Origin of the sequence: Shewanella sp. DNRA4, from assembly GCF_012843185.1 — a bacterium.
Taxonomy (GTDB): domain Bacteria; phylum Pseudomonadota; class Gammaproteobacteria; order Enterobacterales; family Shewanellaceae; genus Shewanella; species Shewanella xiamenensis.
The window spans coordinates 150,035-172,371 of sequence record NZ_JABAIP010000010.1; the positions used below are offsets into that span (position 1 = coordinate 150,035).

Consider the following 22,337-nt stretch of genomic DNA (forward strand, 5'->3'; position numbering starts at 1 on the left):
TTATAGTTTGTGGTCTGACCTGTGTCGCATAAAAGTTAAACCTAAGGCAGTTTTAATACAAGTATTTTTCAAACAATTGTTTAAATTTTTTGTCACCTTTGATCATTCCACAAATGTCATCAACTAGTTACAATGCAAAACTGTGGATATTTGGATAGAGAAAGGCGATAAACATGTGTGAGTTACTGGCGATGAGCGCCAATGTGCCGACCGATATTGTTTTTAGTTTTACGGGTTTAGCACAGCGTGGTGGCGTCACTGGGCCCCATGTTGACGGTTGGGGGATCACTTTCTATGAGGGCCGTGGCAGCAGAACTTTTAAAGATGCTTGCCCGAGTAGTGAGTCGCACATTGCAAAATTGATCAAATCCTATCCGATTAAAAGCGAGGTGGTGATAAGCCATATTCGTCAGGCCAATCGCGGCTGTGTTTCCCTTGAAAATACTCACCCATTCACCCGTGAGTTGTGGGGCCGTTATTGGACCTATGCTCATAATGGTCAGTTAAGCGACTATCAGGCGAAGTTTGAGGTGTCCCGTTATCAGAGTGTTGGTGATACCGACAGCGAGCTGGCTTTTTGCTGGATATTGGAGCAAATCGCGGCCAAGTTTGGTGATCGTCGGCCTGAAGATATGCAAGCGGTGTTTCGATTTGTGGCAACGCTGGCCGAACAAATCCGTGCGCTTGGGGTGTTTAATATGATCCTCAGCGATGGCGAATACTTGATGAGTTATTGCAGTAATAATCTGTGTTACATCACCCGCAGGGCGCCGTTTGGCAAGGCAAAATTAATTGATACCGATGTAGTGATTGATTTTGATAAAGAAACCACGCCACACGATGTCGTGACTGTAATTGCCACTCGGCCGCTAACCGAAAACGAAGACTGGCAGGTGATGCAACCCGGTAATTGGAAGTTGTTCCGCTTAGGTGAGCTGCTTATCGATTTGTAATTGGGGCGCTGTCACAGTCATTGCATTTTGATGGAATTAAATAGGATACAAAAGGCCAAACGGAGTCACTCACCTTTGGCCTTTTGTGTTTAGTGCTGTGTTGTTACGGCATCTTAGAAACAGCGCTAAATCCATCTTAAATTGCGATAAATGTGTAACTGGCTTAATTCGCGCCTGTGCCGAGGAGTTTAGGTACTTTCTGCTCCGTCGGAACTTCAATATCAACGGCAGCGGGCGCGGCTTCAACTGGCACATCGTCAAAATGATACTTAAGCAGTTTGATATCTAGCTGCTTACTGCCTTTTTCAAAGTGCGTTAGACGAACGGGGAGGTAGGCTAAATCCGGCGCCATCCAAAAGAAGGTTTGGCGTTTATGATTGTCACGCACTACCTCAATTTTGACTGTATCATAACTGCCGCTTTCAATTGTCATCCGTTCCTTACCAATCACATGGAACTTATACTCATCGAGCTCGTTAGATTTAATCATTTTATAATCAAGCATTTCTTTGTCAGCGCTGATATCGAGTCGAAACTGCAGCTGCACCATTAAGGGATCGAAAATATCGCCTTCAAACGGGAATTTACCTTTTTCATCCTTATAACGGGTGTGGATCATGCCCTGTGCCTTAGCAAAGGCGGTTTGTTCGATAAAATTTGGGCCGACGCCTTGGCGCTCATGCAAATAGCGCAGGGGCAATAATTGATTCCCCTCTTGGGCAAACTCACTTAGTACATGGCGCACATCGGTCAGTAATAACAGGCTAAGATCGCTATCGAAGCGATATTTATAGACGCCATCCTCTATGGCAGGCAGTTGATACTTGGCCTTACCCAGTTCAACATCACCATAATTAACTTGATATTCAGCAGTTTGAGGCGTTAAAGGCGTTGGCGCCGCCATCGCAAATACGCTGTGGGTGAGTGCGAGACTCACGAATAACGTTGGAATTGTGCGCAATTAATGCTCCTTTATATCGCAAACAGAAAGCGTCTAACACTGTTTATCCTATGGCTCAGCTATCAAATTTAAGTGTTTATAACCGAGTTTATATTGGAATAAATAGTTTTTAGATCAATATATTAAATTAGAACGGGATTGACATCACTAAGGTTGCCATATCCGGTTGCCACTCACATTCAGACAAGTTCACTTTGCCACAGTTCACCATTACACCTTCAAGGCGCAATAATTCCATCTGTTCCTGAAAGGAGGCTGAATGTTTTTCGAAGGAAATTTTTCCTTGACTATTGAGTACTCTATGCCAAGGAAGTGACAAATGTTCGGGGGCCAATTTGAGAGCCCTGGATACATAGCGAGCGCGTCTTGGTAACCCTGCGAAATCGGCGATCTTACCATAACTGCTCACTTTGCCGGGCGGGATCATCGCTACAATCTGCCAAATCTTCGCCATGGGTGATAGGGCATGACTTCGTATATCTTGTGTATTGTCTAACTCGTCTGGCGTATTAGCCTTATCTTGCTCTAAGTAGCGATAAAGTGGAGACTTATCTTTTGCAAATCGCATGATGATGCCAAGTAAAACATGAACAGATGAGCCAGTGTAGCGTTAAACGAAGGCCAAGTGAAATAGAGGCTAGTTTGAAAAGCCGTAATGTCAATCTAAAAAACCGATTGTAATGATTTTTATTAAACTATTTAGTTTTGAATATTGAGAAAACACAGGAATAGTTCATAATGGCGCCAATTTTTTTGACTCCATAAGAGATGAAACAGGCATGGCTGTACTCGATATTCTGACAATTCCCGATGAACGTCTAAAACGCAAAGCGCAACCCGTAAAAGATATAGAAGCAATTCAGGGATTTATCGATGACTTAATCGAAACCATGTACCACACTGACGATGGTATCGGTCTGGCCTCTACCCAAGTGGGCAGTACAGATGCGGTGATTGTGATCGATTTATCCGAAACCCGTGACCAACCCTTAGTGCTGATTAATCCAGAGATTGTTGAAAAGTCTGGCGAGTATGTGGGTGAAGAAGGCTGTCTTTCAATCCCAGGTTACCGCGCCAAAGTGAGCCGTTTCGAAAAGGTCAAAGTCACCGCCTTAGACAGACAAGGCAAAGCGGTTGAAATCGAAACCGACGACTTTTTAGCCATTGTTTTGCAACATGAAATTGATCATTTACACGGTAAAGTGTTTATCGAGCATTTATCGGCATTGAAGCAACAAATCGCCTTAAAAAAGGTACGTAAATACGCCTAATTTCCCCAATGATCTGATCCAGTAATAGTGGACACTTTGCTAAGCACTGTTTTTTTATTCAAAGTTTTCAGGGCTCAAATAACCAAGAGCACTATGCCGTCTGGTTCGATTGTAATCAACCTCAATATACTCAAATACCGCTTGTCTCATTTGATCACGCGTCATCAGTGGCATTTTGTTCTATATTGATGAACAAACCTGTGCAGGAGCAAATGGTGGTTCTTGGGGACATGACGCTCGGTGGTGTGGTCAATCCGGTAGAAGATCTGGCGGGCAGTTTACAATTGGCAATGGACAGCGGCGGGAAGCGAGTATTATTGCCCATGGCCTCCGCCTCAGATATTCCTACTGTGCCTGCAGAGATCTTCTCCAAGTTTCAAATCAGCTTTTATGCTGACCCTGTGGATGCGGTATATAAAGCGCTCGGTGTGAATTAACATAAATTTAATTATAAAACATGGCTGCTTAGATGAGTTTAGTCGTAGTCCGATCGTAGTTATCTACGATCGGACTACTCCATATCAAGAATTTCGCCCACAACAAAAGTCCCATGCTTTTATTCTGGCTTCACCTTTAATGGGATAGTTTGGGTGTGGTAAAAAATTAATTTTAACCCCAGAGTTTAAGGTTGCTTTGATTGCACTATATGTCATTTTTAAGCTTCCTCTATCGTATTCAATTTCAAGCTTTTCTAGTGATTTAATTTTACCACTTCTGAGGATTGAATCGCGGAGTTTGCTTGAAAAACAAAGGATTATCGAAGGTTCTATAATACTAATCAATTTTTCAAAGATTGGCTCACACAACTCAATGTCTTTTGAACTTATCTGGGACTCATTGTGGGATCTAAAAAAGCAATAGTTTGATTGAGTTATCTTGGATATAAAATCATCACCGAAGTGTTTTCTACAAAATGGATATATTCTAGATAGCGAACCAATATCTTCAGTTAAGAAGTTTGCTTTTTTTATTTCTGTTTGAGGCTCGTATTCTTCGCCCTTTGAGGCTCCCCAGTTGAATCCAATAACAAGTGGGCCATTTTTTTCGAGAGTAGAGGTAACCAAAGAATAGGACCATTTATGCCCATTTTCTAAGCAATACTTACTTATGTCGGATTTGGTATATATATTATTCAGCTCATTTAATAGCTTTGATAGTTCGATATCCACTAAAATCTCCTTAGACTTTATTTGGATTAATCCAAAGGTTGGGGTACCTCTAACTCATTGGAATATAATCATAAATTTTAATATGTTTTAAATAACATATGCTTACTTAACAACTTAAGTTTTCACACATGCTTCGCTAAAAAGTGGGTTAAATCACTTCTCCCGCAATTCCCCTTTTTGGTTAGCCGATTCCACCATACGCTTGACGGGTGGGCTGTAATGACAAACTCATAATTAGGTATTACCGGCTTAATCAATTTCCCAGCCTTCCTTGATGCTACGATGATTAACTCCGGTTGTAGTGTGTTTAAAACTAGCTTTAATGTACTCTCGGCCATAACTTTATCGAGGCAGGTTACATCTATACTTCCTCCGGCCTCCTCTGCTGGGCGTTGGAAATAGTTGTAATAAGCAACTTGGTCAATGACGTCCAGGTAATTTTGGTGCTTGAATTTAGGAGATGAATTTATGGTAGTTAACAGATTACGATAAATAGTATGGCCTTTGGCTTTGAATGATTTTCTTTCTTCAGGTGATACATCCGTTGAGCGAGCCCTAAGAATACCAGAGGTGCTTATGTAGCTGATCCCGTTCTTCTCATTGAGGCAGTGATGTTTGATGTGTTCTTCAAGCGCCAATTCATTCCCTGCATACCATTTTTCGACATCCTTATGGTAGGTCGCCCCTTTGGGCAAATAATGACTTTCACCAATAATCAGGATTTTGTTTTCTGAGTACCGCGACCCAACCCATGGTGTTAATCGAGGATATTTTTGAAAGTGTTCATGATCATTCAATTTGTTTATTAATTCGACTCTAATATCCATAATGCTTACTCGTAGTTTTCAATAGTGGCTCGTAATCGTTTGACCACAAATTGCTTTAGTGAAGTAGGAGATAAACACACGACATCTTGACCAAATTTAAGGATCCAACCGATGAGATCGTATGTTGGATAACAAGTAAAAGTCACTTTCCACCATGTTTCATCTATCTGTTCAAGCTGTTGGTCTATGGAAAGCTTATTGTGTTTAACAACATCCAGAGCGTAATGTTTAACTTTTAGCTCTACTGTGGTTAATGTGTCCTCTAAGAGCCAGCCTGTTGGATTTTTGGTGTAATACTCATCAAGAGTGAAAGATTTGGGTTTGGTAATGCCCAAATACTCCTTTTGGACTGATATTATTTTGTGGAAAAGGAATAGCTGAGGCACCTCTGGTGACTCTTCCTTAGTGGCTACAAGGTAATGGCTTTGCTCCCTAATAATTAAACCTAATGGATTAAGAGTGTAATATTTTATGTCACTCACCTCACTCGACTGATAGCCAATAGAGATGACCTTCTCATTAAGTACACTCTCATAGATGATTTTTCGGTATTGCTCGTCAATGTGCTGCTCATCGTAGATGATGGGATAATTGTCCGAGACAACCCGAACTTTTTTCATCCAGTTCGCATAGAGGTGTTTTGAGGATAGCGTTACATTGGCCTGATTTAACCATGCTTCAAGTTTGTCACTTTGATGTAGCGGTAATACTCTCCGTAGTAACTGCTCCGACAGTACCAGCATGAATGCTTCTGACGTGGGAAGAATATCGAGCACATTTCGCTTTTTTAAATCTCTGAACCAGCGTCGATATCCTAGGTCATCGTCCTCATATCCTAGGTTTGCCCATGCAGAAAGCATTTTAAGGTCTCTTTGAATCGTCCTCATTGACAGTTCAAATCCTTCATCTTCCAGTAAGGTATGAATTTCGGACAAGGTCATACCACGAGCAGGGAAAGTGGGAAGGTTATCCAACATAAACAAATTTCTAAAAATTGCACTTTTGCGACGGCGCTCGTTTGCGGGATCATTTTCTTGCATGTAACACCATAACCTCGAAGGGAATTTCGCTATTATTCATAACTAACGGCTATGATATATTGACCAGAGTCATATAATGTCATTCATGGTTCTAGAATTGTTTTAGCCGTTAGATGTCGTATCTCTAAGTAGTATCAATGAACCCCCAATCGGAGCCTGATATGAAATCGGTAACGTGTGTTATCAAAGAGATACTGGATATCTGTCCAACACTTGCCAGTATGAATGGATATATTTTTATTGGTACGTGTAGCCAAGAGCCTCCTTATTCAAATGCAAGTTACCAAAAGTGGCGTTTGGTTGATGGTGATGAGAATGTGCCATTTGAATCAAAAATCGCGTTGGATAGGGTCTTTGCATCCATGCTGGATGATTACGGTATTTCCAAGGGGATGCCACATGGATTTTTCAAAATCGAAAAATCCATCATTTCTTTCCAATGGTCATCAAGTGATATCGTGGAAACAATGTTGGCTAAAGTAGGTGGGGAGCGAGTTGGTCGCCATTAATGTTGATTAAGCCAGCGTTTTACTATCAGCGGTACAGCAATAATTGCATCTAAGGGGATGAACTCAAAACCATAAGGTCGTTTGTTGACATGTTTAGAGACTAGAATTTTTTCTGCTCTTCCGCGTGCATATTTTGGAAGATTACATACAGGCTTTACGGTAAGGGAAGTGCCAACAATCAAAACCTTAGATGCTGTTTTAAATAGTTTTTTTACTTCATAAAGATTAGGAACCTGCTCCCCAAATAAAACGACGTGAGGCCTTTCATTATTCTCGAGCGAATAAAGCCTATCACCGATGCTAAATGAAACATCACTCTCTAAATGCCGAGCCTCAAATAGACTTCCGTGAACGTGATAAACCTGAGTTGAGCCTGCTCGTTCGTGAAGATTATCCACATTACTGGTTACAACACTAACCCGGTATTTTTTTTCAAGTTCGGCAATGGCAATGTGTGCTGGATTAGGGTGTGCTGACAACACTTCCTGTTTGCGGAAATTATAGAAATCGATAACTTTTTCTGGGTACGCTTTTAAGGCCTGAGCAGAAGAAACCTCTTCAACCCGATACTTCAACCACAGTCCATTATCATCAGTAAATGTCGCTAGCTGATCCGCTGATATTCCTGCTCCAGTAAAAACGACAATATGGTTTGGATCAATCTCTGGTTTACTCAAAATAACTTCTCCTAAGATGTCATGATTTTTAATCGCAATGTGGAGTTATATATTGTTTTTTAATGGAACAGTTTTGTACGTACTTCTGAGCATTGAGGCACGCTTAAATACGGATCCAATGATGATTAGGGACTTCACTCTTACTGTTGGCTCCAGGATTTGAAATGCTGCACCCGCGAAATTTGGAGGCGCATTTCTCTGGTTGATGAACGTGACCTGTCAGTAACCATACAAGAGACAAGGTGCCTGATTTAATTGCCGTTGTTAGGTCCCTTGAGCCAAAATCTCTCCCCGATTGCTTCGCGACACTAAGCCCTGAAGGCGGCTCGTGGTGAAGCAGTACATTGCATCGAGAAAATGGTGTGAAGTCAGATGTACCATATGACGCGCTGCCGAATATCACCCCATTGATTGAGGCTATAGCCTGATCTGCGTAGATCCCCTCAATTTCCCTTAACCAGGTTGAATTGAGTTCATCACCTAATTGGTCATGATTGCCCGAGCATACAAAAATAGGACGATTGAACTGTTTTAACCAGCATGAGATAACGGCCACTTGCTCATCGATTGGTGTAGGGCAGTTGTATCGACTATCAATGAAGTCACCTGTTAGACAAACAACGTCAGCTTCGGATGCAATGTCGGTAACCCATAGCATTTGAACTTGGTTGAAATGCAGATCGGAAACATGGAGCAGTTTCATTGTCAGTCCTATTGAATAAAAGGCATATCGGTTGGTGTGAGTAGTGGATCATACAAACATATCGAGCCGTCAATGTGGCTATAGACTTCAGCCGTTACTAACACCGAATAACCTAACTTAATCATTTCGTTAGCCTTCTGTTGATAATGCATCCAAGCGTCGCGATCTCTCTGAAACGTCAAATAGATTTCAACATCAAAATTCTCAAAACAATTATATGCCTCTGCGATGATCCGCAATTCAAAATCTGCTGCGATCATGGGGATGCCAGCATGACTCGAGACAGTTCGACCAACGTGAGCTGGCAGGATTTGTTTGAGCCGACAAATTAGCTTCAGACTATGAAAGGCTGAAAGTTGGCCAAGCAGATGAAATGGATCGCCGGACAATAAAAGTAAAGGTGCAACCGTAGGTACAGTCATTGTGATTTCATTTCAGCTAAGCGGTTGATCTGTTCTACTGCAGCAAGCATTCTTATTCTTGCTGCAGGATTACTCGTATGTACATTAATTTTCGGAGGCTTAAAGCCTGTATCAACAATAGCTTGCTCAATCCAAAGCAGCACATCGTAGCCAGTACCTCTAGCATCATCTCCTAAATCATGATCTAGACTAATATCGGTTACCATGCCTTTGGCTAAATAGGAGATAACCTCATCTGGCCATCGAACTTGTAGCCAGCCAGTAGGAGCGACTCGTTCATCATCCAAAAATATTTTCATCTTAAGCAGTTTTCATCGTCAATTTTCATTAATGAACATAGTGTACTCACCAAAATGACAAGTAATGTCGTTTTTAGTTCTCACTGTTGTGTCGCACCGATTAGTCCGTAACAATCCTATTTTTGCCTACTAAGAAACAAGAATCGTTATTCAATTTTTTAATCGACTTTCACTTCCAAACATTTAGATAAAACAAAAATTTTATTCATTTTTCGGATAATTTCTTTGCTAGATTCAAGCTGATTTGAATTTTAAGCTGCTGTTGTGTGCCAACTAGGGTGGGGGTCAACAAAAAAATCGTCAAAAGCATCTTGTGCCAACAGGTTTGGCACGAAATGGGCACAAATGTAGAAAAACGGCAAATTTGAGGGAAATTGCGGTAAATCTTGATTAAGCAATAGAGGCAAAATTAGGTATAGCCGAAGGGAGGTGCATGTTTGAATGTTTATGGAAAAACTATGAACAGGCACGAAGATTTTTTCTTAGGCACAAACAAAAATTAAGTATCTTGATGGATGATTATATTAAATTGAGATTTTATAGAGAGTTAAAGCAAGAAATGGTACACCCGAGTGGACTCGAACCACCGACCCCTACCATGTCAAGGTAGTGCTCTAACCAACTGAGCTACGGGTGCACTGTTTACTTTTTAATAAGAAGTCAAAGTTTATACTCTTTGAAGAGAGTGGTACACCCGAGTGGACTCGAACCACCGACCCCTACCATGTCAAGGTAGTGCTCTAACCAACTGAGCTACGGGTGCATTATACTACTTATATTGAAATCGCTAAACGCATCTCGCTTTCGAACGAGCGCTATATTAGGGGGATAGCGAAAGGCTGGCAAGCAAAAAAACGAATTTTATTGTCAAATGGTGAATTGCTGTGCAACTTGCCCAGTGTTTCAGCAAAGTTACTGATAAAACGGCAAGTTAGGCTTCAAAGATTGCAAAATTAAAAGAAATTAAACAAAACGGCGAGCTAATGCTCGCCGTTGATTCAGTGAATTATGTCCTATGTCAATGGTGCACGCTGTCGCCTTCAATCAGACTTAAATGTACGCCATGCTTTTGAATATAACGTAGACGGATGAAAAACAGCAGCGCCGCCGAGGTGAGACCTGCAATCAATCCTGCCCAAAAGCCATGGGCGCCCATGGCGGGTACGATAAAGTCGGTACACGCCAAGGTATAACCTAAGGTCATGCCGATTCCCCAATAGGAAAACAGCGTAATATAAAACGCACTGCGGGTATCCTTATATCCACGTAGTGCACCAGCGGCAACCACTTGGACTGAGTCAGATAGTTGATATAGCGCGGCCATCAACATCAAACTGCCCGCAAGTACCACCACTTCAGGATCGCTGTTATATAACTCGGCGATTTGAAAGCGGAATATCACCGTTAAGATTGCCGTCGATAAGGCCAACGATAGTGCCAACCACAATCCGACTTTAGCCACCACGGCAGAAATATCTGCACGATCGCGGCCAAGGTAGTAGCCAATACGAATCGAGACGGCAATACCAATCGAGAGTGGCAACATAAATACAATAGCGGAGAAGTTCAACGCTATCTGATGACTTGCCACCACAGTTGCGCCTAATGGCGCTAGCAGCAGGGCGATAATCGCAAACAGACTTACTTCAAAAAATAACGCCATCGCGATTGGCATGCCGAGCTTGGTCATCTTCTTCATGGTGGTAAAATCGGGGCGATGGAATTGGCTAAAGGGTGCCAATGCGGCAAATTTCTTATGAAACTGCATATAAATCGTCATGGCGATCAACATTGCCCAAAATACCAATGCAGTTGCGACACCGCAGCCAGCGCCGCCCATGGCAGGCACGCCGAAGTGACCATAAATAAAGATATAGTTTGCTGGAATATTTACTGCGAGTCCCACAAAACCGATGATCATAGTCGGTAAGGTATATGAAATCCCCTCACTGCAACCGCGCAATACTTGATAGAGCACAAATGCGGGGGCACCCCATAAAATACCGTCGATATATCCTATGGTTAAGTTGTACAATTGGGGCTCTAAATTCATATGGCTGAGCACGAGTGGCGCTGATGCGAGAAACGCCATTACGCCAAGGCCACCAATTAAGGCTAAGTAGGCGCCTTGAAATGCCAAAGGTTGAATGGCTTTCTGATTATTTGCGCCATTGTGATGGGCAAATAATGGCGTAAAAGCCATCAGTAGCCCTTGTACAAATAGAATTGCGGGCAACCAAAGACTGGTCCCCACAGCCACTGCGGCCATATCGACCGCACTGACGCGACCCGCCATTACCGTGTCGATAAACCCCATCATGGTTTGTGTCACTTGGGCGATCAACACTGGAAGTGCGAGTTGAATTAAGCGTTTGGCCTGAAAGCCTGAATGATTCATAAATACAGCCTTTAACGAATAAGCGAGCAAAAAATGTTTACTGGTATAGTTCAAGCCACCTGTGAGGTGGTTGCAATACATAAGAAAGATGGCCTCAATACCCTTGAGGTAGCGTTTAAACCTGATTTGCATGAGGGACTTGCAATTGGCGCAAGTGTGGCAAATAACGGGGTATGTCTGACGGTGACTCAGGTCGTTGATGATAGGGTATTTTTCGATGTAGTGGAAGAGACCTTAAGATTGACTAACTTGGCAAATTTATCCGTTGGGCAGCGCGTTAACATTGAACGCTCTCTGACTTTTGGAAGCGAAATCGGCGGCCATATCCTATCTGGACACATTCATACCAAGGCAAAAGTCAGTCACATTAGTCACACCGAGCAGCATTATGATCTGAGCTTAAGCGTCGAGCCTAAATGGATGAATTATATTCTCTATAAAGGCTTTGTTGGGGTAAATGGTTGCAGCCTTACCGTTGGCGAGGTGACCGAGAGTACTTTTATGCTGCACTTGATCCCAGAAACTCTTAAGTTGACCAATTTAGGCCAATGTCAGGTTGGTGATGAGTTAAATATCGAAATTGACAGCCAAACCCAAGCCATCGTCGACACAGTCGAGCGTGTACTGGCTAAACGTTTTAGCGACCAATATTAATCAACATGCCTAATAAATTTGCTCGTCGTCCGAGTCAATATATAACTCTATGGTTCGGCGGGCATCATCCACATGTAAACGCAGGTGGATGGGGTTACAACAAATTCGGCAGTCATCGTAATAATCCTGATCGCCGCTGCTGGCATCAATACTAATATGTTGATGGTGTCCGCAGTGGGGGCAGGCAATGACTTTATTCATGATCCTCATGGCGCAACTCCTCGCTAACGAAGGGATGACATTTGTCGCTAAGCCTTCATACTGGCTTTGTTTGAGTATACAAGAATGTGCCGTGGCAGCTTAGATAAAGTCGATATCAAAATCTCATTAACTAGATTTTTCCATTCAGCTCAGCGCTTGGTACTTTTTTCACTAAAATTTTCTAGCGTAAGAACCGTCAAGCATCTGCACCAGTTATGTTAACTCAATCCTTTACAGTCATAAGTTCGACTGGCGCCGTCGGTAATATGCCTTCCTCTATATTGTCACTAATGGCCTGCGATAGTCGTTCTATCTGTAGCAAAAGCTCGGCATGGATATCGGCCTGTAAGCCAATGGTGTCGAATTGTACTGTTTGGCTTTGAACCACTATCGGCTCAGGTTGTGTTTTTGGTATGGGGTTAACAGAGATTGAATTCTGGGCGACTTGGTTAAGTGCAACCATCAATAGGATACTCGTGAACATACCAACTCCTTTTGCTTCATTATTTACAGCGATGTGACGGCAACGGCATTTGTTATGGCAAATAACAAAGAATCCCGCGGTCATTTAACGCACATAGAGTAGGGGCGTTAGATGACTGCCACATGAACGATTGACTGCAATATGATGAATTAACGGCAAACTTCGCGGATTGGTTTTAATAAATGCATCGATTTGGGCGCTAAGCCCCGCAATCGGGCCATTTAACTTGCGTGTATTAAAGACGATCCCGTAGAATAACTGCCTGCTACGCAAGGCGGCTAAGACTCCTGTACTGTCTTAACCTCGCGAGCATTACTCTTTTTACTTAATCACCATGTGGCCCTACGTGTGGGTCACCACTGGACAAGGATATTTCATGCCTGTAATTACACTTCCTGATGGTAGCAAACGCGAGTTTGCACATCCCGTATCGACTCTCGATGTTGCCGCTGATATTGGCCCTGGTCTTGCGAAAGCCTGTATCGCTGGTCGCGTGAATGGCGAACTCAAAGACGCTTGCGATCTTATCGAAATCGATGCTGAACTTTCTATTATTACCGCTAAAGACGAAGAAGGTATTGAAATCCTTCGCCATTCTTGTGCGCATTTATTAGGCCATGCAATCAAGCAATTATGGCCACAAACCAAGATGGCGATCGGTCCTGTGATCGATAACGGCTTCTACTACGACATCGATCTTGAGCATAAGCTGACTCAAGAAGATATCGAAGCTCTCGAAAAACGTATGCTTGAACTGGCAAAAACCAACTATGACGTAGTGAAACGCGTTGTAAGCTGGCAAGAAGCCCGTGATACCTTCGCCGCCCGCGGTGAAGAATATAAGATTGCGATTCTGGATGAAAACATTAGCAAAGATGCGACACCTGCTCTGTATCATCACGAAGAATACACCGACATGTGCCGTGGTCCTCACGTGCCAAACATGCGTTTTTGCCAGCATTTTAAATTGATGAGCATTGCCGGCGCCTACTGGCGCGGTAACTCTGAAAACAAGATGCTGCAACGTATTTATGGTACTGCATGGGCTGACAAAAAAGCCCTGAGTACCTATTTAACTCGTCTCGAAGAAGCGGCTAAACGTGACCACCGCAAGATTGGTAAGCAGCTCGATCTATACCATATGCAAGAAGAAGCACCCGGCATGGTGTTCTGGCATAACGACGGTTGGAGTATCTTCCTTGAGTTAGAAAGATTCATCCGTCGCAAGTTAAATCAATACACTTACCAAGAAGTGAAAGGTCCGTTGATGATGGACCGGGTACTGTGGGAACGCTCTGGTCACTGGGATAAATACTCAGAAGCCATGTTTACCACCAGCAGTGAAAACCGTGAATATGCGGTTAAGCCAATGAACTGCCCTGGCCACGTACAGATTTTCAACCAAGGTTTGAAATCTTACCGTGACTTGCCATTGCGTATGGCAGAATTTGGTTGCTGTCACCGTAATGAGCCTTCTGGTTCACTGCACGGCCTGATGCGCGTACGTGGTTTTACTCAAGACGATGCCCATATTTTCTGTACTGAAGAGCAAGTTCAAGCGGAAGTCAGCTCTTGTATCCAAATGGTATACGATACTTACTCTACCTTCGGTTTTGAAAACATCGTAGTAAAACTGTCGACTCGACCAGAAAAACGCATCGGTGACGATGCGATGTGGGATAGAGCTGAAGAAGCACTTAAGCAAGCTTTACGTGCAAACAATATCGAGTTCACCATTTTACCGGGTGAAGGAGCCTTCTACGGTCCTAAGATTGAGTTCACACTGCACGACTGTTTAGACCGTGCATGGCAGTGCGGAACAGTGCAACTTGATTACGCATTACCAAGCCGTTTAGGTGCAACTTATGTGGCGGAAGATAATAGCCGTCAAACGCCTGTGATGATCCATCGTGCAATTTTAGGTTCGTTGGAGCGTTTCTTAGGTATTCTAATTGAAGAATATGCTGGTCGGTTCCCAACATGGTTAGCGCCAATGCAAGTTGTCGTGATGAATATCACCGACAAACAGGCTGATTATGTTGAAGAAGTGGTCAAATTCTTCAAAGAACAAGGTATTCGTGCCTCATTTGACTTGAGGAATGAGAAAATAGGCTTTAAAATACGCGAACACACCTTAAGGCGTGTCCCTTATTTATTGGTCGTTGGCGATCAAGAGATGGAAAATAAGGAAGTCGCGGTGCGTACTCGTGATGGCGTTGATTTAGGTAAGATGCGAATTGAAGATTTCGCCGCTAAAATCCATCAACAGATTTCGCTCCGTAGTCTCAAATTGTTGGAGGAATAGGTCATAAAGATCAAGAAAACAGCAGGGCGTCAGCTGGCCCCTAATAGAATCAATGAAGAAATCACAGGTGTACCAGAAGTACGCTTAACCGGCATTGATGGTGAAGCTATTGGTGTGGTGAGCATCAGAGATGCTCAGAATTTGGCAGATGAAGCAGGTGTAGACCTAGTTGAAATTAGTCCAAATGCTGAACCTCCAGTATGTCGCATTATGGACTACGGTAAGTTCCTGTTTGATAAGGCTAAGTCAGCCAAGGAACAAAAGAAGAAGCAAAAGCAGGTTCAGGTTAAGGAAATTAAATTCCGTCCTGGAACTGACGAAAACGACTATCAGGTAAAACTACGCAACCTGATACGTTTTCTGGAAGACGGGGACAAAGCGAAAATTACGCTGCGTTTCCGAGGTCGCGAAATGGCCCACCAAAATCTTGGTATGGATCTTTTGAACCGTATTAAGACTGATTTGGATGAGTATGCGGTTGTTGAATCCTTCCCGAAAATGGAAGGCCGACAGGCCATCATGGTGCTAGCGCCTAAAAAGAAATAAGTAGGGCAACCTATAAAGTAGCGAAGGCTATATCCCTTCGCTCGCCTTGCTTTTTATTTAACATCCCAATGCGGAGTTTTAGTAATGCCTAAAATGAAAACCGACAGAGGTGTAGCGAAGCGTTTTAAGAAAACCGCTAATGGTTTCAAGCGCAAGCAAGCCCATTTACGTCACATTCTGACCAAAAAGAGCACTAAGCGTAAGCGTCACTTACGTAACAAGTGTTTAGTTGCCAAAGTTGACGTTCCAGCAATCGCGCGTCAATTACCATACGCTTAATTTAGGAGATTAGAAAATGCCAAGAGTTAAGCGTGGTGTAACCGCACGTGCTCGTCACAAGAAAGTTTTAAAATTAGCTAAAGGTTATTATGGCGCTCGTAGCCGTACCTACCGCGTTGCTGTTCAAGCAGTAACTAAAGCTGGTCAATATGCTTACCGTGACCGTCGTCAGAAAAAACGTCAATTCCGCCAACTGTGGATTGCACGTATTAATGCTGCAGCTCGTCAAAATGGTCTGTCTTACAGCCGTTTCATCAACGGTCTGAAAAAGGCGTCTATCGAAATCGATCGTAAGATTTTGGCTGACATCGCTGTATTTGACAAAGTTGTATTCGCAACTTTAGTTGAAAAAGCAAAAGAAGCGTTAAACTAAGCAATTAGTTTGTCGCACTTAAGAGGGGACCATTTGGTCCCTTTTTTTGTTGCTGTTTTTAGCCACAACATGCAGATAAAAAATTGCAGGCTAAGGTAGTTAACCTGTGCCTGCTATTATTTGAGTCTAGATAAGACTTACAGTAGATTATTTCTTCGCGTCTAAGTAACGCTCGGCATCTAATGCTGCCATACAACCTGTACCCGCAGAGGTAATCGCTTGACGGTAATGTTGGTCCATCACATCACCTGCGGCAAACACGCCTTCTATACTGGTTTGCGTGGCGTTACCATGGAGACCACTCTGCACCTTCAAATAGCCGTTGTTCATCTCTAATTGGCCTTCAAAAATCCCTGTGTTTGGGCTGTGACCAATGGCCACGAACACACCGGCAACGGCTAGATCAGTGATAGAACCGTCTTTGGTGCTCTTCATTTTTAGACCTGTTACACCCATTGCATCACCAACCACTTCTTCCATGGTTTGGTCTAGATGCAGGATAATGTTGCCGTTGGCGACTTTATCCATTAAACGGTCGATAAGAATTTTTTCTGAGCGGAAGGTGTCGCGACGGTGAATTAAGTGCACTTCGGCGGCGATATTGCTTAGGTATAGTGCTTCTTCAACGGCTGTGTTACCACCACCAATCACTGCAACTTTTTGATTACGATAGAAGAAACCATCACAGGTTGCACAGGCCGATACGCCGCGTCCTTTGAACGCTTCTTCAGACTCAAGTCCTAGGTAACGGGCAGAGGCGCCAGTGGCGATGATTAGCGCATCACAGGTATATTCGCCGTTATCGCCTTTTAAACGGAAAGGGCGCTCAGTTAGCGTCACTTCATTAATATGATCGAACAGAATTTCAGTATCAAATTTTTCCGCATGCTTTTGCATACGTTCCATTAATGCTGGACCCGTTAAGTCTTCTGCATCACCTGGCCAGTTTTCAACTTCAGTTGTGGTCGTTAACTGACCACCTTGCTGCATACCTGTGATCATCACAGGCTTTAAGTTTGCGCGCGCAGCATAAACTGCGGCTGTGTATCCTGCGGGACCTGAACCTAAAATCAATAGGTTACTATGTCTGACTTGGCTCATTTTTCTCTCCGTGCTTTTAGCAAATTGCATGGATTGTAGGGAATTTACCTGTAGGGGTAAAGCGATGTTTGGTGATTCTTTTAGATTATGCTAATCGAATCCTAAGGCAAATTGTCAGCCTGAGTTTACTAAGGCTCTGGCTTAAAACCGGCGTGAGTGAAGATAATTGTGATCTGCATAAAAAATCGGCCTCAACAGAGTGAGGCCGAACAAAGCAGAGTAGGTCCGTGTGAACCTAGGCTCTCATATGATTAGGCTAATAAACTTGCTGGCGCTGTGTACTCAAGATTTAATGCTTGAGCCACTTCTTTACAAACCAGTTTGCCGTGCATTACGTTCAAACCGTTTAGTAAGTGCTTGTCTTGTAACAGGGCGGCTTTATAACCTAAGTTAGCTAACTTAAGGATATAAGGCAGAGTTGCGTTATTGAGAGCGAAGGTTGATGTACGGGCTACTGCGCCTGGCATGTTCGCTACACAGTAGTGCACAACATCATCAACGATATAAGTTGGATCTTGGTGAGTCGTTGCATGGGAGGTTTCCACGCAACCGCCTTGGTCGATAGCAACGTCTACGATAGCACTGCCTGGTTTCATACGAGAAATCATGCTACGTGTCACCAGTTTAGGTGCCGCAGCACCAGGAATTAATACGCCACCAATGACTAAGTCAGCTTCTAATACATGGCGCTCAATCGCATCGGCAGTCGAGTAAACCGCTTTAACTGCAGAACCAAATTGCATGTTTAAGCGACGTAGTGCATCGATGCTACGATCAAGCACAACTACATCTGCGCCCATACCGACAGCCATTTGCGCTGCATTAGTACCGACCATGCCACCGCCAATGATCACAACTTTAGCTGGCTCAACACCGGGTACACCACCTAATAACATACCACGACCACCAGAAGATTTTTCCAGCGCCATCGCACCCGCTTGGATAGACATGCGGCCAGCCACTTCTGACATCGGGGCTAACAGCGGTAAGCCACCACGGTCATCGGTCACAGTTTCGTAAGCGATACATACGGCACCACTTTTAATTAAATCTTCAGTTTGTGGTAAATCCGGTGCTAAATGCAGATAAGTGAATAAAATCTGGTCATGACGCAGCATGGCGCGTTCAACTGCCTGAGGCTCTTTTACCTTTACAATCATCTCTGCTTTAGCAAAGACTTCAGCAGCAGTTGCTAATATTTTTGCGCCTGCATCAATATAATCCTGATCAGTAAAACCAATTCCCGTGCCGGCATTCGTTTCTACAAACACTTCATGACCTTTGATTGTCAATTCGCGAACGCTTGAAGGAACCATACCGACACGATACTCGTGGTTTTTAATTTCCTTTGGTACACCAATAATCATTTTTGAGCCTCAATTGCCTGAAAAACCCACTTTTAATGGGCATAATTGTTATTTTATCGTGACCTGAACGTGATTAATTCAGGGATATCTAGTATATTATCGGCGACGCAGTTTATGCTGCTGAACTTTAGACATACGTAGAATAAAATGTTGTTTTAGTGATAAAGCAAGGTTAAATAAATGGCATATAATAAAAAGAGTCCTGTAAAAGACTTGGATCGCATCGATCGCAACATTCTTAATGAATTACAAATTGATGGACGCATTTCAAATGTGGAACTATCTAAAAGAGTGGGATTAAGTCCTACTCCGTGTTTAGAAAGAGTGAAACGACTCGAAAAGCAAGGATATATCAATGGCTATACTGCTTTGGTGAATCCTCATTTCTTGGGTGCATCCCTACTGGTATTCGTGGAAATCACATTAAGTCGTGATACTCCCGAAGTATTTGATAAGTTTAATCGCGCTGTGCAACTGTTGGATGATATTCAAGAATGTCATCTCGTTTCTGGTGACTTTGACTACTTATTAAAAACACGTGTTTCTGATATGTCGGCTTACCGCCGCCTATTGGGCGAAACTTTACTGAAATTACCTTCTGTTTCTGATACCCGTACCTACGTGGTGATGGAAGAAGTTAAACATACTAGTCGTGTTGCGATAAACCAGCTGCTCTGCGATATTTAATACCCTGAAACGGTTACAATAAGGGGCCTAGGCCCCTTATTTATTCCAGTGTAAGCCTTTTAAAACCACACTTATAATCTTGCTTTTGCCCTTAAGTTAGCCAGCTTAGGGGCATATTTTTATCTGGCATTTGTCTTCAACTATGTAGCCTAAATTGATTGCGGAATAATCAGTTAATGGTCAAAGTCCTAGCTTTTATGAGCCAAGAGCGTTTTTTTATCTTATAGCAGTAATTCTTAGGAGAAAAACCGCCTAAGATGCTCCACATTTAATGGGATTCTGGTATCGTTAGCCCACCTGTTTCAATTTTATGGATTAAGTCGTTTGTCTCAAGGAAATAGTGTACGCACGCTCTCAGGCTTGCAGCGTCTGCTCGAAGGCGGACTCATCATTTGCTGTGTTGTAGCCACTTATATTTTGCTCGCTTTAGCCAGTTTCAGTCCCTCAGATCCGGGTTGGAGTCAGTCTCATTTTCAAGGTGATATCAATAACTGGACAGGGGCTGTTGGTGCTTGGATCGCCGATATCCTGCTGTATTTTTTTGGCGTGACAGCCTATATCATGCCAATTATTGTCGCCTCTACTGGTTGGCTGCTTTTTAAGCGCGCCCATGATTTGTTGGAAATCGACTACTTTTCGGTCGCATTGCGGATCATTGGTTTTCTGCTACTTATTCTTGGTTTTTCGGCATTAGCCAGCATGAACGCCAATAATATCTATGAGTTTTCCGCAGGCGGTGTAGCTGGTGATGTCATTGGTCAAGCGATGCTGCCATATTTTAATAAGTTAGGCACAACCTTATTGCTATTGTGCTGTTTAGGCTCGGGTTTTACGCTATTAACAGGGATCAGTTGGCTGACTGTGGTTGAAAAGGTCGGCTTTGTCTCAATCTGGTGCTACAAACAACTCAAACGTTTACCTCAGTCGTTAAAGCGTGAGCGAGAAACGGAAGATACTCGCGGTTTTATGTCTGTTGTGGATAAATTCCGCGAGCGTCGTGATTCGCAACATGTGCTTGATAAAGCAAAAATACGTCAACCAGATACAACACAAAGCCGCGTGATCCATACACGGGCGTTACCAGAAGAGCCCCGTGAAGAATTCATCACTGAAGCCAGTAGTGGTAAAGGTAAGTTATCTTCTTTGGTTAAAATTTTAAGTTTAAACAACAATAAAGCAAAAGCTGAACCTAAAGGCCAGCAACGCGTTGAGCCGCAACTTGATCCTGTTAGCGCGGTCGCTGAATACGGTCATTTTGAAGCGCCACCTTGGGTAGCTAAAGCGCAAGATGCTGATTTGGAAGAAGATGAAACCGATAACGGTTTCAATGCTCAGGTTTTCGACGACGATGAGGATGAACCCGTATTTCATCGCGAAGCTATCATTGATGAAGATGATGACATCTTAACGTTCAATGATGACGATGTGATCGATTTTGATACCAAAGCATCTACGGGGGCAGTGACTCAAGCGCAGCGCCAAAAGCAAGCTCCTAAGGCTAAGGTTGTCGATGGCATTGTTGTTTTACCTGGCCATGAAAATAAACCTGTCCCAACTAAGCCAATGGATCCGTTGCCAAGCATCAGCTTGTTGGATGTTCCCGATCGTAAAAAGAATCCTATCAGCCCAGAAGAGTTGGAGCAGGTTGCACGTTTAGTTGAAGCTAAGCTTGCCGACTTTAACATTGTGGCTACTGTTGTGGGGGTCTATCCAGGTCCGGTGATCACTCGTTTTGAGCTTGAACTGGCGCCAGGTATTAAAGCCTCTAAGATTTCAAACCTTGCAAATGACTTAGCCCGTTCACTGCTGGCAGAGCGTGTGCGAGTCGTTGAGGTGATCCCAGGGAAATCTTACGTTGGCCTTGAACTGCCAAACAAGTTTCGCGAAACAGTGTATATGCGTGATGTACTCGACTGTGAAGCCTTTACTCAGAGCAAATCGAATTTAACTATGGTGCTTGGCCAAGATATCTCCGGTGAGCCTGTTGTGGTTGACTTAGGTAAAATGCCGCACTTATTGGTTGCCGGTACGACAGGCTCGGGTAAATCAGTCGGGGTGAACGTGATGATCACCAGCTTGCTGTATAAGTCTGGTCCTGAAGATGTTCGCTTTATCATGATTGACCCGAAAATGCTTGAGCTCTCGGTTTATGAGGGGATCCCGCATTTACTCTGTGAAGTCGTTACCGACATGAAAGAAGCGGCCAATGCGCTGCGTTGGTGTGTGGGTGAGATGGAGCGCCGTTATAAATTAATGTCTATGATGGGCGTTCGTAACATCAAGGGATATAACGCGAAAATCGCTGAAGCTAAAGCCAATGGTGAAGTGATTTATGATCCTATGTGGAAATCGTCTGACAGCATGGAGCCAGAGGCACCAGCCTTAGATAAACTGCCTTCGATTGTGGTGGTTGTCGATGAATTTGCCGACATGATGATGATTGTCGGTAAGAAAGTGGAAGAACTGATCGCCCGTATCGCCCAAAAAGCCCGTGCTGCGGGTATCCATTTAATCCTCGCGACCCAGCGTCCGTCGGTGGATGTGATCACCGGCTTAATCAAGGCTAACATTCCGACGCGGATGGCGTTCCAAGTGTCTTCCCGTATCGACTCCCGTACCATTTTAGATCAGCAAGGTGCTGAAACCTTACTCGGTATGGGTGACATGTTGTACTTACCGCCCGGAACCGCAGTGCCAAATCGTGTCCATGGTGCCTTTATCGATGACCATGAAGTTCACCGTGTCGTTGCCGATTGGTGCGCCCGAGGTAAGCCACAATACATTGATGAGATCCTCAATGGCGTGAGCGAGGGTGAACAAGTGTTATTGCCGGGTGAAACCGCTGAATCCGATGAAGAATACGATCCGCTTTATGATGAAGCCGTTGCCTTCGTGACCGAAACTCGCCGAGGTTCGATTTCTAGCGTGCAGCGTAAATTTAAGATTGGTTATAACCGTGCTGCGCGTATTATCGAACAAATGGAAATGCAGGGAGTGGTTTCGGCGCAGGGCCATAACGGTAACCGTGAAGTGTTAGCACCTCCGGCTCCAAAACACTATTAATATTAAGCTAGATGTCAGTTTGAACTCGCCATAATGCGGCGAGTTCAA

At 43.6% G+C, this 22,337-nt stretch carries 25 protein-coding genes, 2 tRNA genes and 1 pseudogene; 11 read left to right on the forward strand and 17 right to left on the reverse strand.

All coding sequences use genetic code 11. The features are described from left to right. The first annotated feature begins 173 nt into the window (after positions 1 to 173). The gene (locus HG547_RS12500) at positions 174 to 953 is read left to right on the forward strand and encodes a class II glutamine amidotransferase (RefSeq protein ID WP_169548005.1); all 780 of its coding nucleotides are present in this window, start codon (positions 174 to 176) and stop codon (positions 951 to 953) included. A gap of 163 nt (positions 954 to 1,116) precedes the next feature. Here the strand turns inward: HG547_RS12500 and HG547_RS12505 are convergent, their stop codons facing one another. Together HG547_RS12505 and HG547_RS12510 are read right to left on the reverse strand one after the other, a co-directional pair. Beyond that, on the reverse strand, positions 1,117 to 1,914 hold the full coding sequence (locus tag HG547_RS12505; RefSeq protein WP_169548006.1) for a DUF3108 domain-containing protein: 798 nt from the start codon (positions 1,912 to 1,914) through the stop codon (positions 1,117 to 1,119). Positions 1,915 to 2,041: 127 nt separating this feature from the next. After that, positions 2,042 to 2,485 carry an MGMT family protein gene (locus HG547_RS12510; protein ID WP_169548040.1) on the reverse strand — a complete coding sequence of 148 codons (444 nt, stop codon included), beginning with the start codon at positions 2,483 to 2,485 and terminating at the stop codon, positions 2,042 to 2,044. A gap of 208 nt (positions 2,486 to 2,693) precedes the next feature. Between HG547_RS12510 and def the strand changes: the two genes are divergently transcribed. Continuing rightward, positions 2,694 to 3,185 (forward strand): peptide deformylase, encoded by a 492-nt coding sequence (gene def / locus HG547_RS12515; RefSeq protein WP_037427638.1) that lies wholly within the window; start codon positions 2,694 to 2,696, stop codon positions 3,183 to 3,185. Between the two features lie 54 nt (positions 3,186 to 3,239). Here def and HG547_RS12520 read toward each other — a convergent pair. Further along, positions 3,240 to 3,356: pseudogene (locus HG547_RS12520) on the reverse strand (IS3 family transposase); the annotation flags it as partial. A gap of 17 nt (positions 3,357 to 3,373) precedes the next feature. On the opposite strand from HG547_RS12520, the gene HG547_RS12525 reads away from it, so the two are divergent. After that, the gene (locus HG547_RS12525; RefSeq protein WP_240200005.1) at positions 3,374 to 3,622 is read left to right on the forward strand and encodes a S16 family serine protease; all 249 of its coding nucleotides are present in this window, start codon (positions 3,374 to 3,376) and stop codon (positions 3,620 to 3,622) included. Between the two features lie 84 nt (positions 3,623 to 3,706). On the opposite strand, the gene HG547_RS12530 is transcribed toward HG547_RS12525, so the two are convergent. The 3 genes from HG547_RS12530 to HG547_RS12540 form a co-directional block, all read right to left on the reverse strand. Then, positions 3,707 to 4,354, reverse strand: a complete 648-nt coding sequence (locus HG547_RS12530) for a hypothetical protein (RefSeq protein ID WP_169548007.1) — start codon at positions 4,352 to 4,354, stop codon at positions 3,707 to 3,709. 122 nt (positions 4,355 to 4,476) lie between these two features. Then, positions 4,477 to 5,181: a hypothetical protein gene (locus tag HG547_RS12535; RefSeq protein ID WP_169548008.1), complete on the reverse strand. Its 705-nt coding sequence runs from the start codon at positions 5,179 to 5,181 to the stop codon at positions 4,477 to 4,479. A 5-nt stretch (positions 5,182 to 5,186) separates the two neighbouring features. Further along, positions 5,187 to 6,221 (reverse strand): WYL domain-containing protein, encoded by a 1,035-nt coding sequence (locus HG547_RS12540; protein ID WP_169548009.1) that lies wholly within the window; start codon positions 6,219 to 6,221, stop codon positions 5,187 to 5,189. Positions 6,222 to 6,382: 161 nt separating this feature from the next. Between HG547_RS12540 and HG547_RS12545 the strand changes: the two genes are divergently transcribed. Continuing rightward, the gene (locus HG547_RS12545) at positions 6,383 to 6,730 is read left to right on the forward strand and encodes a hypothetical protein (protein ID WP_037428262.1); all 348 of its coding nucleotides are present in this window, start codon (positions 6,383 to 6,385) and stop codon (positions 6,728 to 6,730) included. On the opposite strand, the gene HG547_RS12550 is transcribed toward HG547_RS12545, so the two are convergent. From HG547_RS12550 to HG547_RS12580, 7 genes are all read right to left on the reverse strand, one after another. Next, positions 6,727 to 7,407 (reverse strand): Sir2 family NAD-dependent protein deacetylase, encoded by a 681-nt coding sequence (locus HG547_RS12550; protein ID WP_037428263.1) that lies wholly within the window; start codon positions 7,405 to 7,407, stop codon positions 6,727 to 6,729. The two genes, HG547_RS12545 and HG547_RS12550, sit on opposite strands and share 4 nt — an antisense overlap. 103 nt (positions 7,408 to 7,510) lie before the next feature. Further along, entirely contained in the window at positions 7,511 to 8,110 is a 600-nt protein-coding gene (locus HG547_RS12555) for a metallophosphoesterase (RefSeq protein ID WP_069455299.1), read from the reverse strand. An 8-nt stretch (positions 8,111 to 8,118) separates the two neighbouring features. Then, complete coding sequence (locus tag HG547_RS12560) at positions 8,119 to 8,532, reverse strand: hypothetical protein (RefSeq protein WP_069455298.1); 414 nt, start codon at positions 8,530 to 8,532, stop codon at positions 8,119 to 8,121. Then, complete coding sequence (locus HG547_RS12565; protein WP_069454913.1) at positions 8,529 to 8,831, reverse strand: cyclic-phosphate processing receiver domain-containing protein; 303 nt, start codon at positions 8,829 to 8,831, stop codon at positions 8,529 to 8,531. The genes HG547_RS12560 and HG547_RS12565 overlap by 4 nt, the downstream gene beginning before the upstream one ends. Before the next feature lie 560 nt (positions 8,832 to 9,391). After that, positions 9,392 to 9,468, reverse strand: a tRNA-Val gene (locus tag HG547_RS12570). 49 nt (positions 9,469 to 9,517) lie between these two features. Then, positions 9,518 to 9,594, reverse strand: a tRNA-Val gene (locus tag HG547_RS12575). Positions 9,595 to 9,849: 255 nt separating this feature from the next. Further along, a complete protein-coding gene (locus tag HG547_RS12580; RefSeq protein WP_169548010.1) occupies positions 9,850 to 11,229 on the reverse strand; it encodes an MATE family efflux transporter in 1,380 nt (459 codons plus the stop codon). Between the two features lie 33 nt (positions 11,230 to 11,262). On the opposite strand from HG547_RS12580, the gene HG547_RS12585 reads away from it, so the two are divergent. Continuing rightward, entirely contained in the window at positions 11,263 to 11,883 is a 621-nt protein-coding gene (locus HG547_RS12585) for a riboflavin synthase subunit alpha (RefSeq protein ID WP_169548011.1), read from the forward strand. Between the two features lie 9 nt (positions 11,884 to 11,892). Here the strand turns inward: HG547_RS12585 and HG547_RS12590 are convergent, their stop codons facing one another. Together HG547_RS12590 and HG547_RS12595 are read right to left on the reverse strand one after the other, a co-directional pair. Continuing rightward, positions 11,893 to 12,093 (reverse strand): CPXCG motif-containing cysteine-rich protein, encoded by a 201-nt coding sequence (locus tag HG547_RS12590; protein WP_011622722.1) that lies wholly within the window; start codon positions 12,091 to 12,093, stop codon positions 11,893 to 11,895. Positions 12,094 to 12,307: 214 nt separating this feature from the next. Next, on the reverse strand, positions 12,308 to 12,568 hold the full coding sequence (locus HG547_RS12595; RefSeq protein WP_248278743.1) for a hypothetical protein: 261 nt from the start codon (positions 12,566 to 12,568) through the stop codon (positions 12,308 to 12,310). Positions 12,569 to 12,944: 376 nt separating this feature from the next. Between HG547_RS12595 and thrS the strand changes: the two genes are divergently transcribed. From thrS to rplT, 4 genes are all read left to right on the forward strand, one after another. Beyond that, positions 12,945 to 14,873: a threonine--tRNA ligase gene (gene thrS / locus HG547_RS12600; protein ID WP_037418422.1), complete on the forward strand. Its 1,929-nt coding sequence runs from the start codon at positions 12,945 to 12,947 to the stop codon at positions 14,871 to 14,873. Positions 14,874 to 14,876: 3 nt separating this feature from the next. Further along, the gene (gene infC / locus HG547_RS12605) at positions 14,877 to 15,419 is read left to right on the forward strand and encodes a translation initiation factor IF-3 (protein ID WP_011072302.1); all 543 of its coding nucleotides are present in this window, start codon (positions 14,877 to 14,879) and stop codon (positions 15,417 to 15,419) included. Positions 15,420 to 15,503: 84 nt separating this feature from the next. Further along, entirely contained in the window at positions 15,504 to 15,698 is a 195-nt protein-coding gene (gene rpmI / locus HG547_RS12610; RefSeq protein WP_011072303.1) for a 50S ribosomal protein L35, read from the forward strand. A gap of 16 nt (positions 15,699 to 15,714) precedes the next feature. Further along, positions 15,715 to 16,071, forward strand: a complete 357-nt coding sequence (gene rplT / locus HG547_RS12615; protein ID WP_006081652.1) for a 50S ribosomal protein L20 — start codon at positions 15,715 to 15,717, stop codon at positions 16,069 to 16,071. Between the two features lie 147 nt (positions 16,072 to 16,218). On the opposite strand, the gene trxB is transcribed toward rplT, so the two are convergent. Both trxB and ald read right to left on the reverse strand, forming a co-directional pair. Further along, positions 16,219 to 17,172, reverse strand: coding sequence for a thioredoxin-disulfide reductase (gene trxB, locus HG547_RS12620; protein ID WP_169548012.1), 954 nt, complete (start codon positions 17,170 to 17,172; stop codon positions 16,219 to 16,221). A gap of 251 nt (positions 17,173 to 17,423) precedes the next feature. Beyond that, complete coding sequence (gene ald, locus HG547_RS12625) at positions 17,424 to 18,539, reverse strand: alanine dehydrogenase (protein ID WP_037418428.1); 1,116 nt, start codon at positions 18,537 to 18,539, stop codon at positions 17,424 to 17,426. Positions 18,540 to 18,719: 180 nt separating this feature from the next. Between ald and lrp the strand changes: the two genes are divergently transcribed. Together lrp and HG547_RS12635 are read left to right on the forward strand one after the other, a co-directional pair. Further along, positions 18,720 to 19,226 carry a leucine-responsive transcriptional regulator Lrp gene (gene lrp / locus HG547_RS12630; RefSeq protein WP_037418431.1) on the forward strand — a complete coding sequence of 169 codons (507 nt, stop codon included), beginning with the start codon at positions 18,720 to 18,722 and terminating at the stop codon, positions 19,224 to 19,226. Positions 19,227 to 19,550: 324 nt separating this feature from the next. Beyond that, positions 19,551 to 22,289 carry a DNA translocase FtsK 4TM domain-containing protein gene (locus HG547_RS12635; RefSeq protein WP_169548013.1) on the forward strand — a complete coding sequence of 913 codons (2,739 nt, stop codon included), beginning with the start codon at positions 19,551 to 19,553 and terminating at the stop codon, positions 22,287 to 22,289. Positions 22,290 to 22,337: the final 48 nt, after the last annotated feature.

Bases quoted from the DNA above. Each gene is read 5' to 3' on its own strand.
- HG547_RS12595 (WP_248278743.1), bottom strand. From the start codon at position 12,568: ATGTTCACGAGTATCCTATTGATGGTTGCACTTAACCAAGTCGCCCAG.
- ald (WP_037418428.1), bottom strand. From the start codon at position 18,539: ATGATTATTGGTGTACCAAAGGAAATTAAAAACCACGAGTATCGTGTC.
- HG547_RS12540 (WP_169548009.1), bottom strand. From the start codon at position 6,221: ATGCAAGAAAATGATCCCGCAAACGAGCGCCGTCGCAAAAGTGCAATT.
- HG547_RS12585 (WP_169548011.1), top strand. From the start codon at position 11,263: ATGTTTACTGGTATAGTTCAAGCCACCTGTGAGGTGGTTGCAATACAT.
- trxB (WP_169548012.1), bottom strand. From the start codon at position 17,172: ATGAGCCAAGTCAGACATAGTAACCTATTGATTTTAGGTTCAGGTCCC.
- HG547_RS12555 (WP_069455299.1), bottom strand. From the start codon at position 8,110: ATGAAACTGCTCCATGTTTCCGATCTGCATTTCAACCAAGTTCAAATG.
- HG547_RS12535 (WP_169548008.1), bottom strand. From the start codon at position 5,181: ATGGATATTAGAGTCGAATTAATAAACAAATTGAATGATCATGAACAC.
- def (WP_037427638.1), top strand. From the start codon at position 2,694: ATGGCTGTACTCGATATTCTGACAATTCCCGATGAACGTCTAAAACGC.
- thrS (WP_037418422.1), top strand. From the start codon at position 12,945: ATGCCTGTAATTACACTTCCTGATGGTAGCAAACGCGAGTTTGCACAT.
- HG547_RS12560 (WP_069455298.1), bottom strand. From the start codon at position 8,532: ATGACTGTACCTACGGTTGCACCTTTACTTTTATTGTCCGGCGATCCA.
- HG547_RS12590 (WP_011622722.1), bottom strand. From the start codon at position 12,093: ATGAGGATCATGAATAAAGTCATTGCCTGCCCCCACTGCGGACACCAT.
- lrp (WP_037418431.1), top strand. From the start codon at position 18,720: ATGGCATATAATAAAAAGAGTCCTGTAAAAGACTTGGATCGCATCGAT.
- rplT (WP_006081652.1), top strand. From the start codon at position 15,715: ATGCCAAGAGTTAAGCGTGGTGTAACCGCACGTGCTCGTCACAAGAAA.
- rpmI (WP_011072303.1), top strand. From the start codon at position 15,504: ATGCCTAAAATGAAAACCGACAGAGGTGTAGCGAAGCGTTTTAAGAAA.
- HG547_RS12565 (WP_069454913.1), bottom strand. From the start codon at position 8,831: ATGAAAATATTTTTGGATGATGAACGAGTCGCTCCTACTGGCTGGCTA.
- HG547_RS12525 (WP_240200005.1), top strand. From the start codon at position 3,374: ATGAACAAACCTGTGCAGGAGCAAATGGTGGTTCTTGGGGACATGACG.
- HG547_RS12580 (WP_169548010.1), bottom strand. From the start codon at position 11,229: ATGAATCATTCAGGCTTTCAGGCCAAACGCTTAATTCAACTCGCACTT.
- HG547_RS12500 (WP_169548005.1), top strand. From the start codon at position 174: ATGTGTGAGTTACTGGCGATGAGCGCCAATGTGCCGACCGATATTGTT.
- HG547_RS12545 (WP_037428262.1), top strand. From the start codon at position 6,383: ATGAAATCGGTAACGTGTGTTATCAAAGAGATACTGGATATCTGTCCA.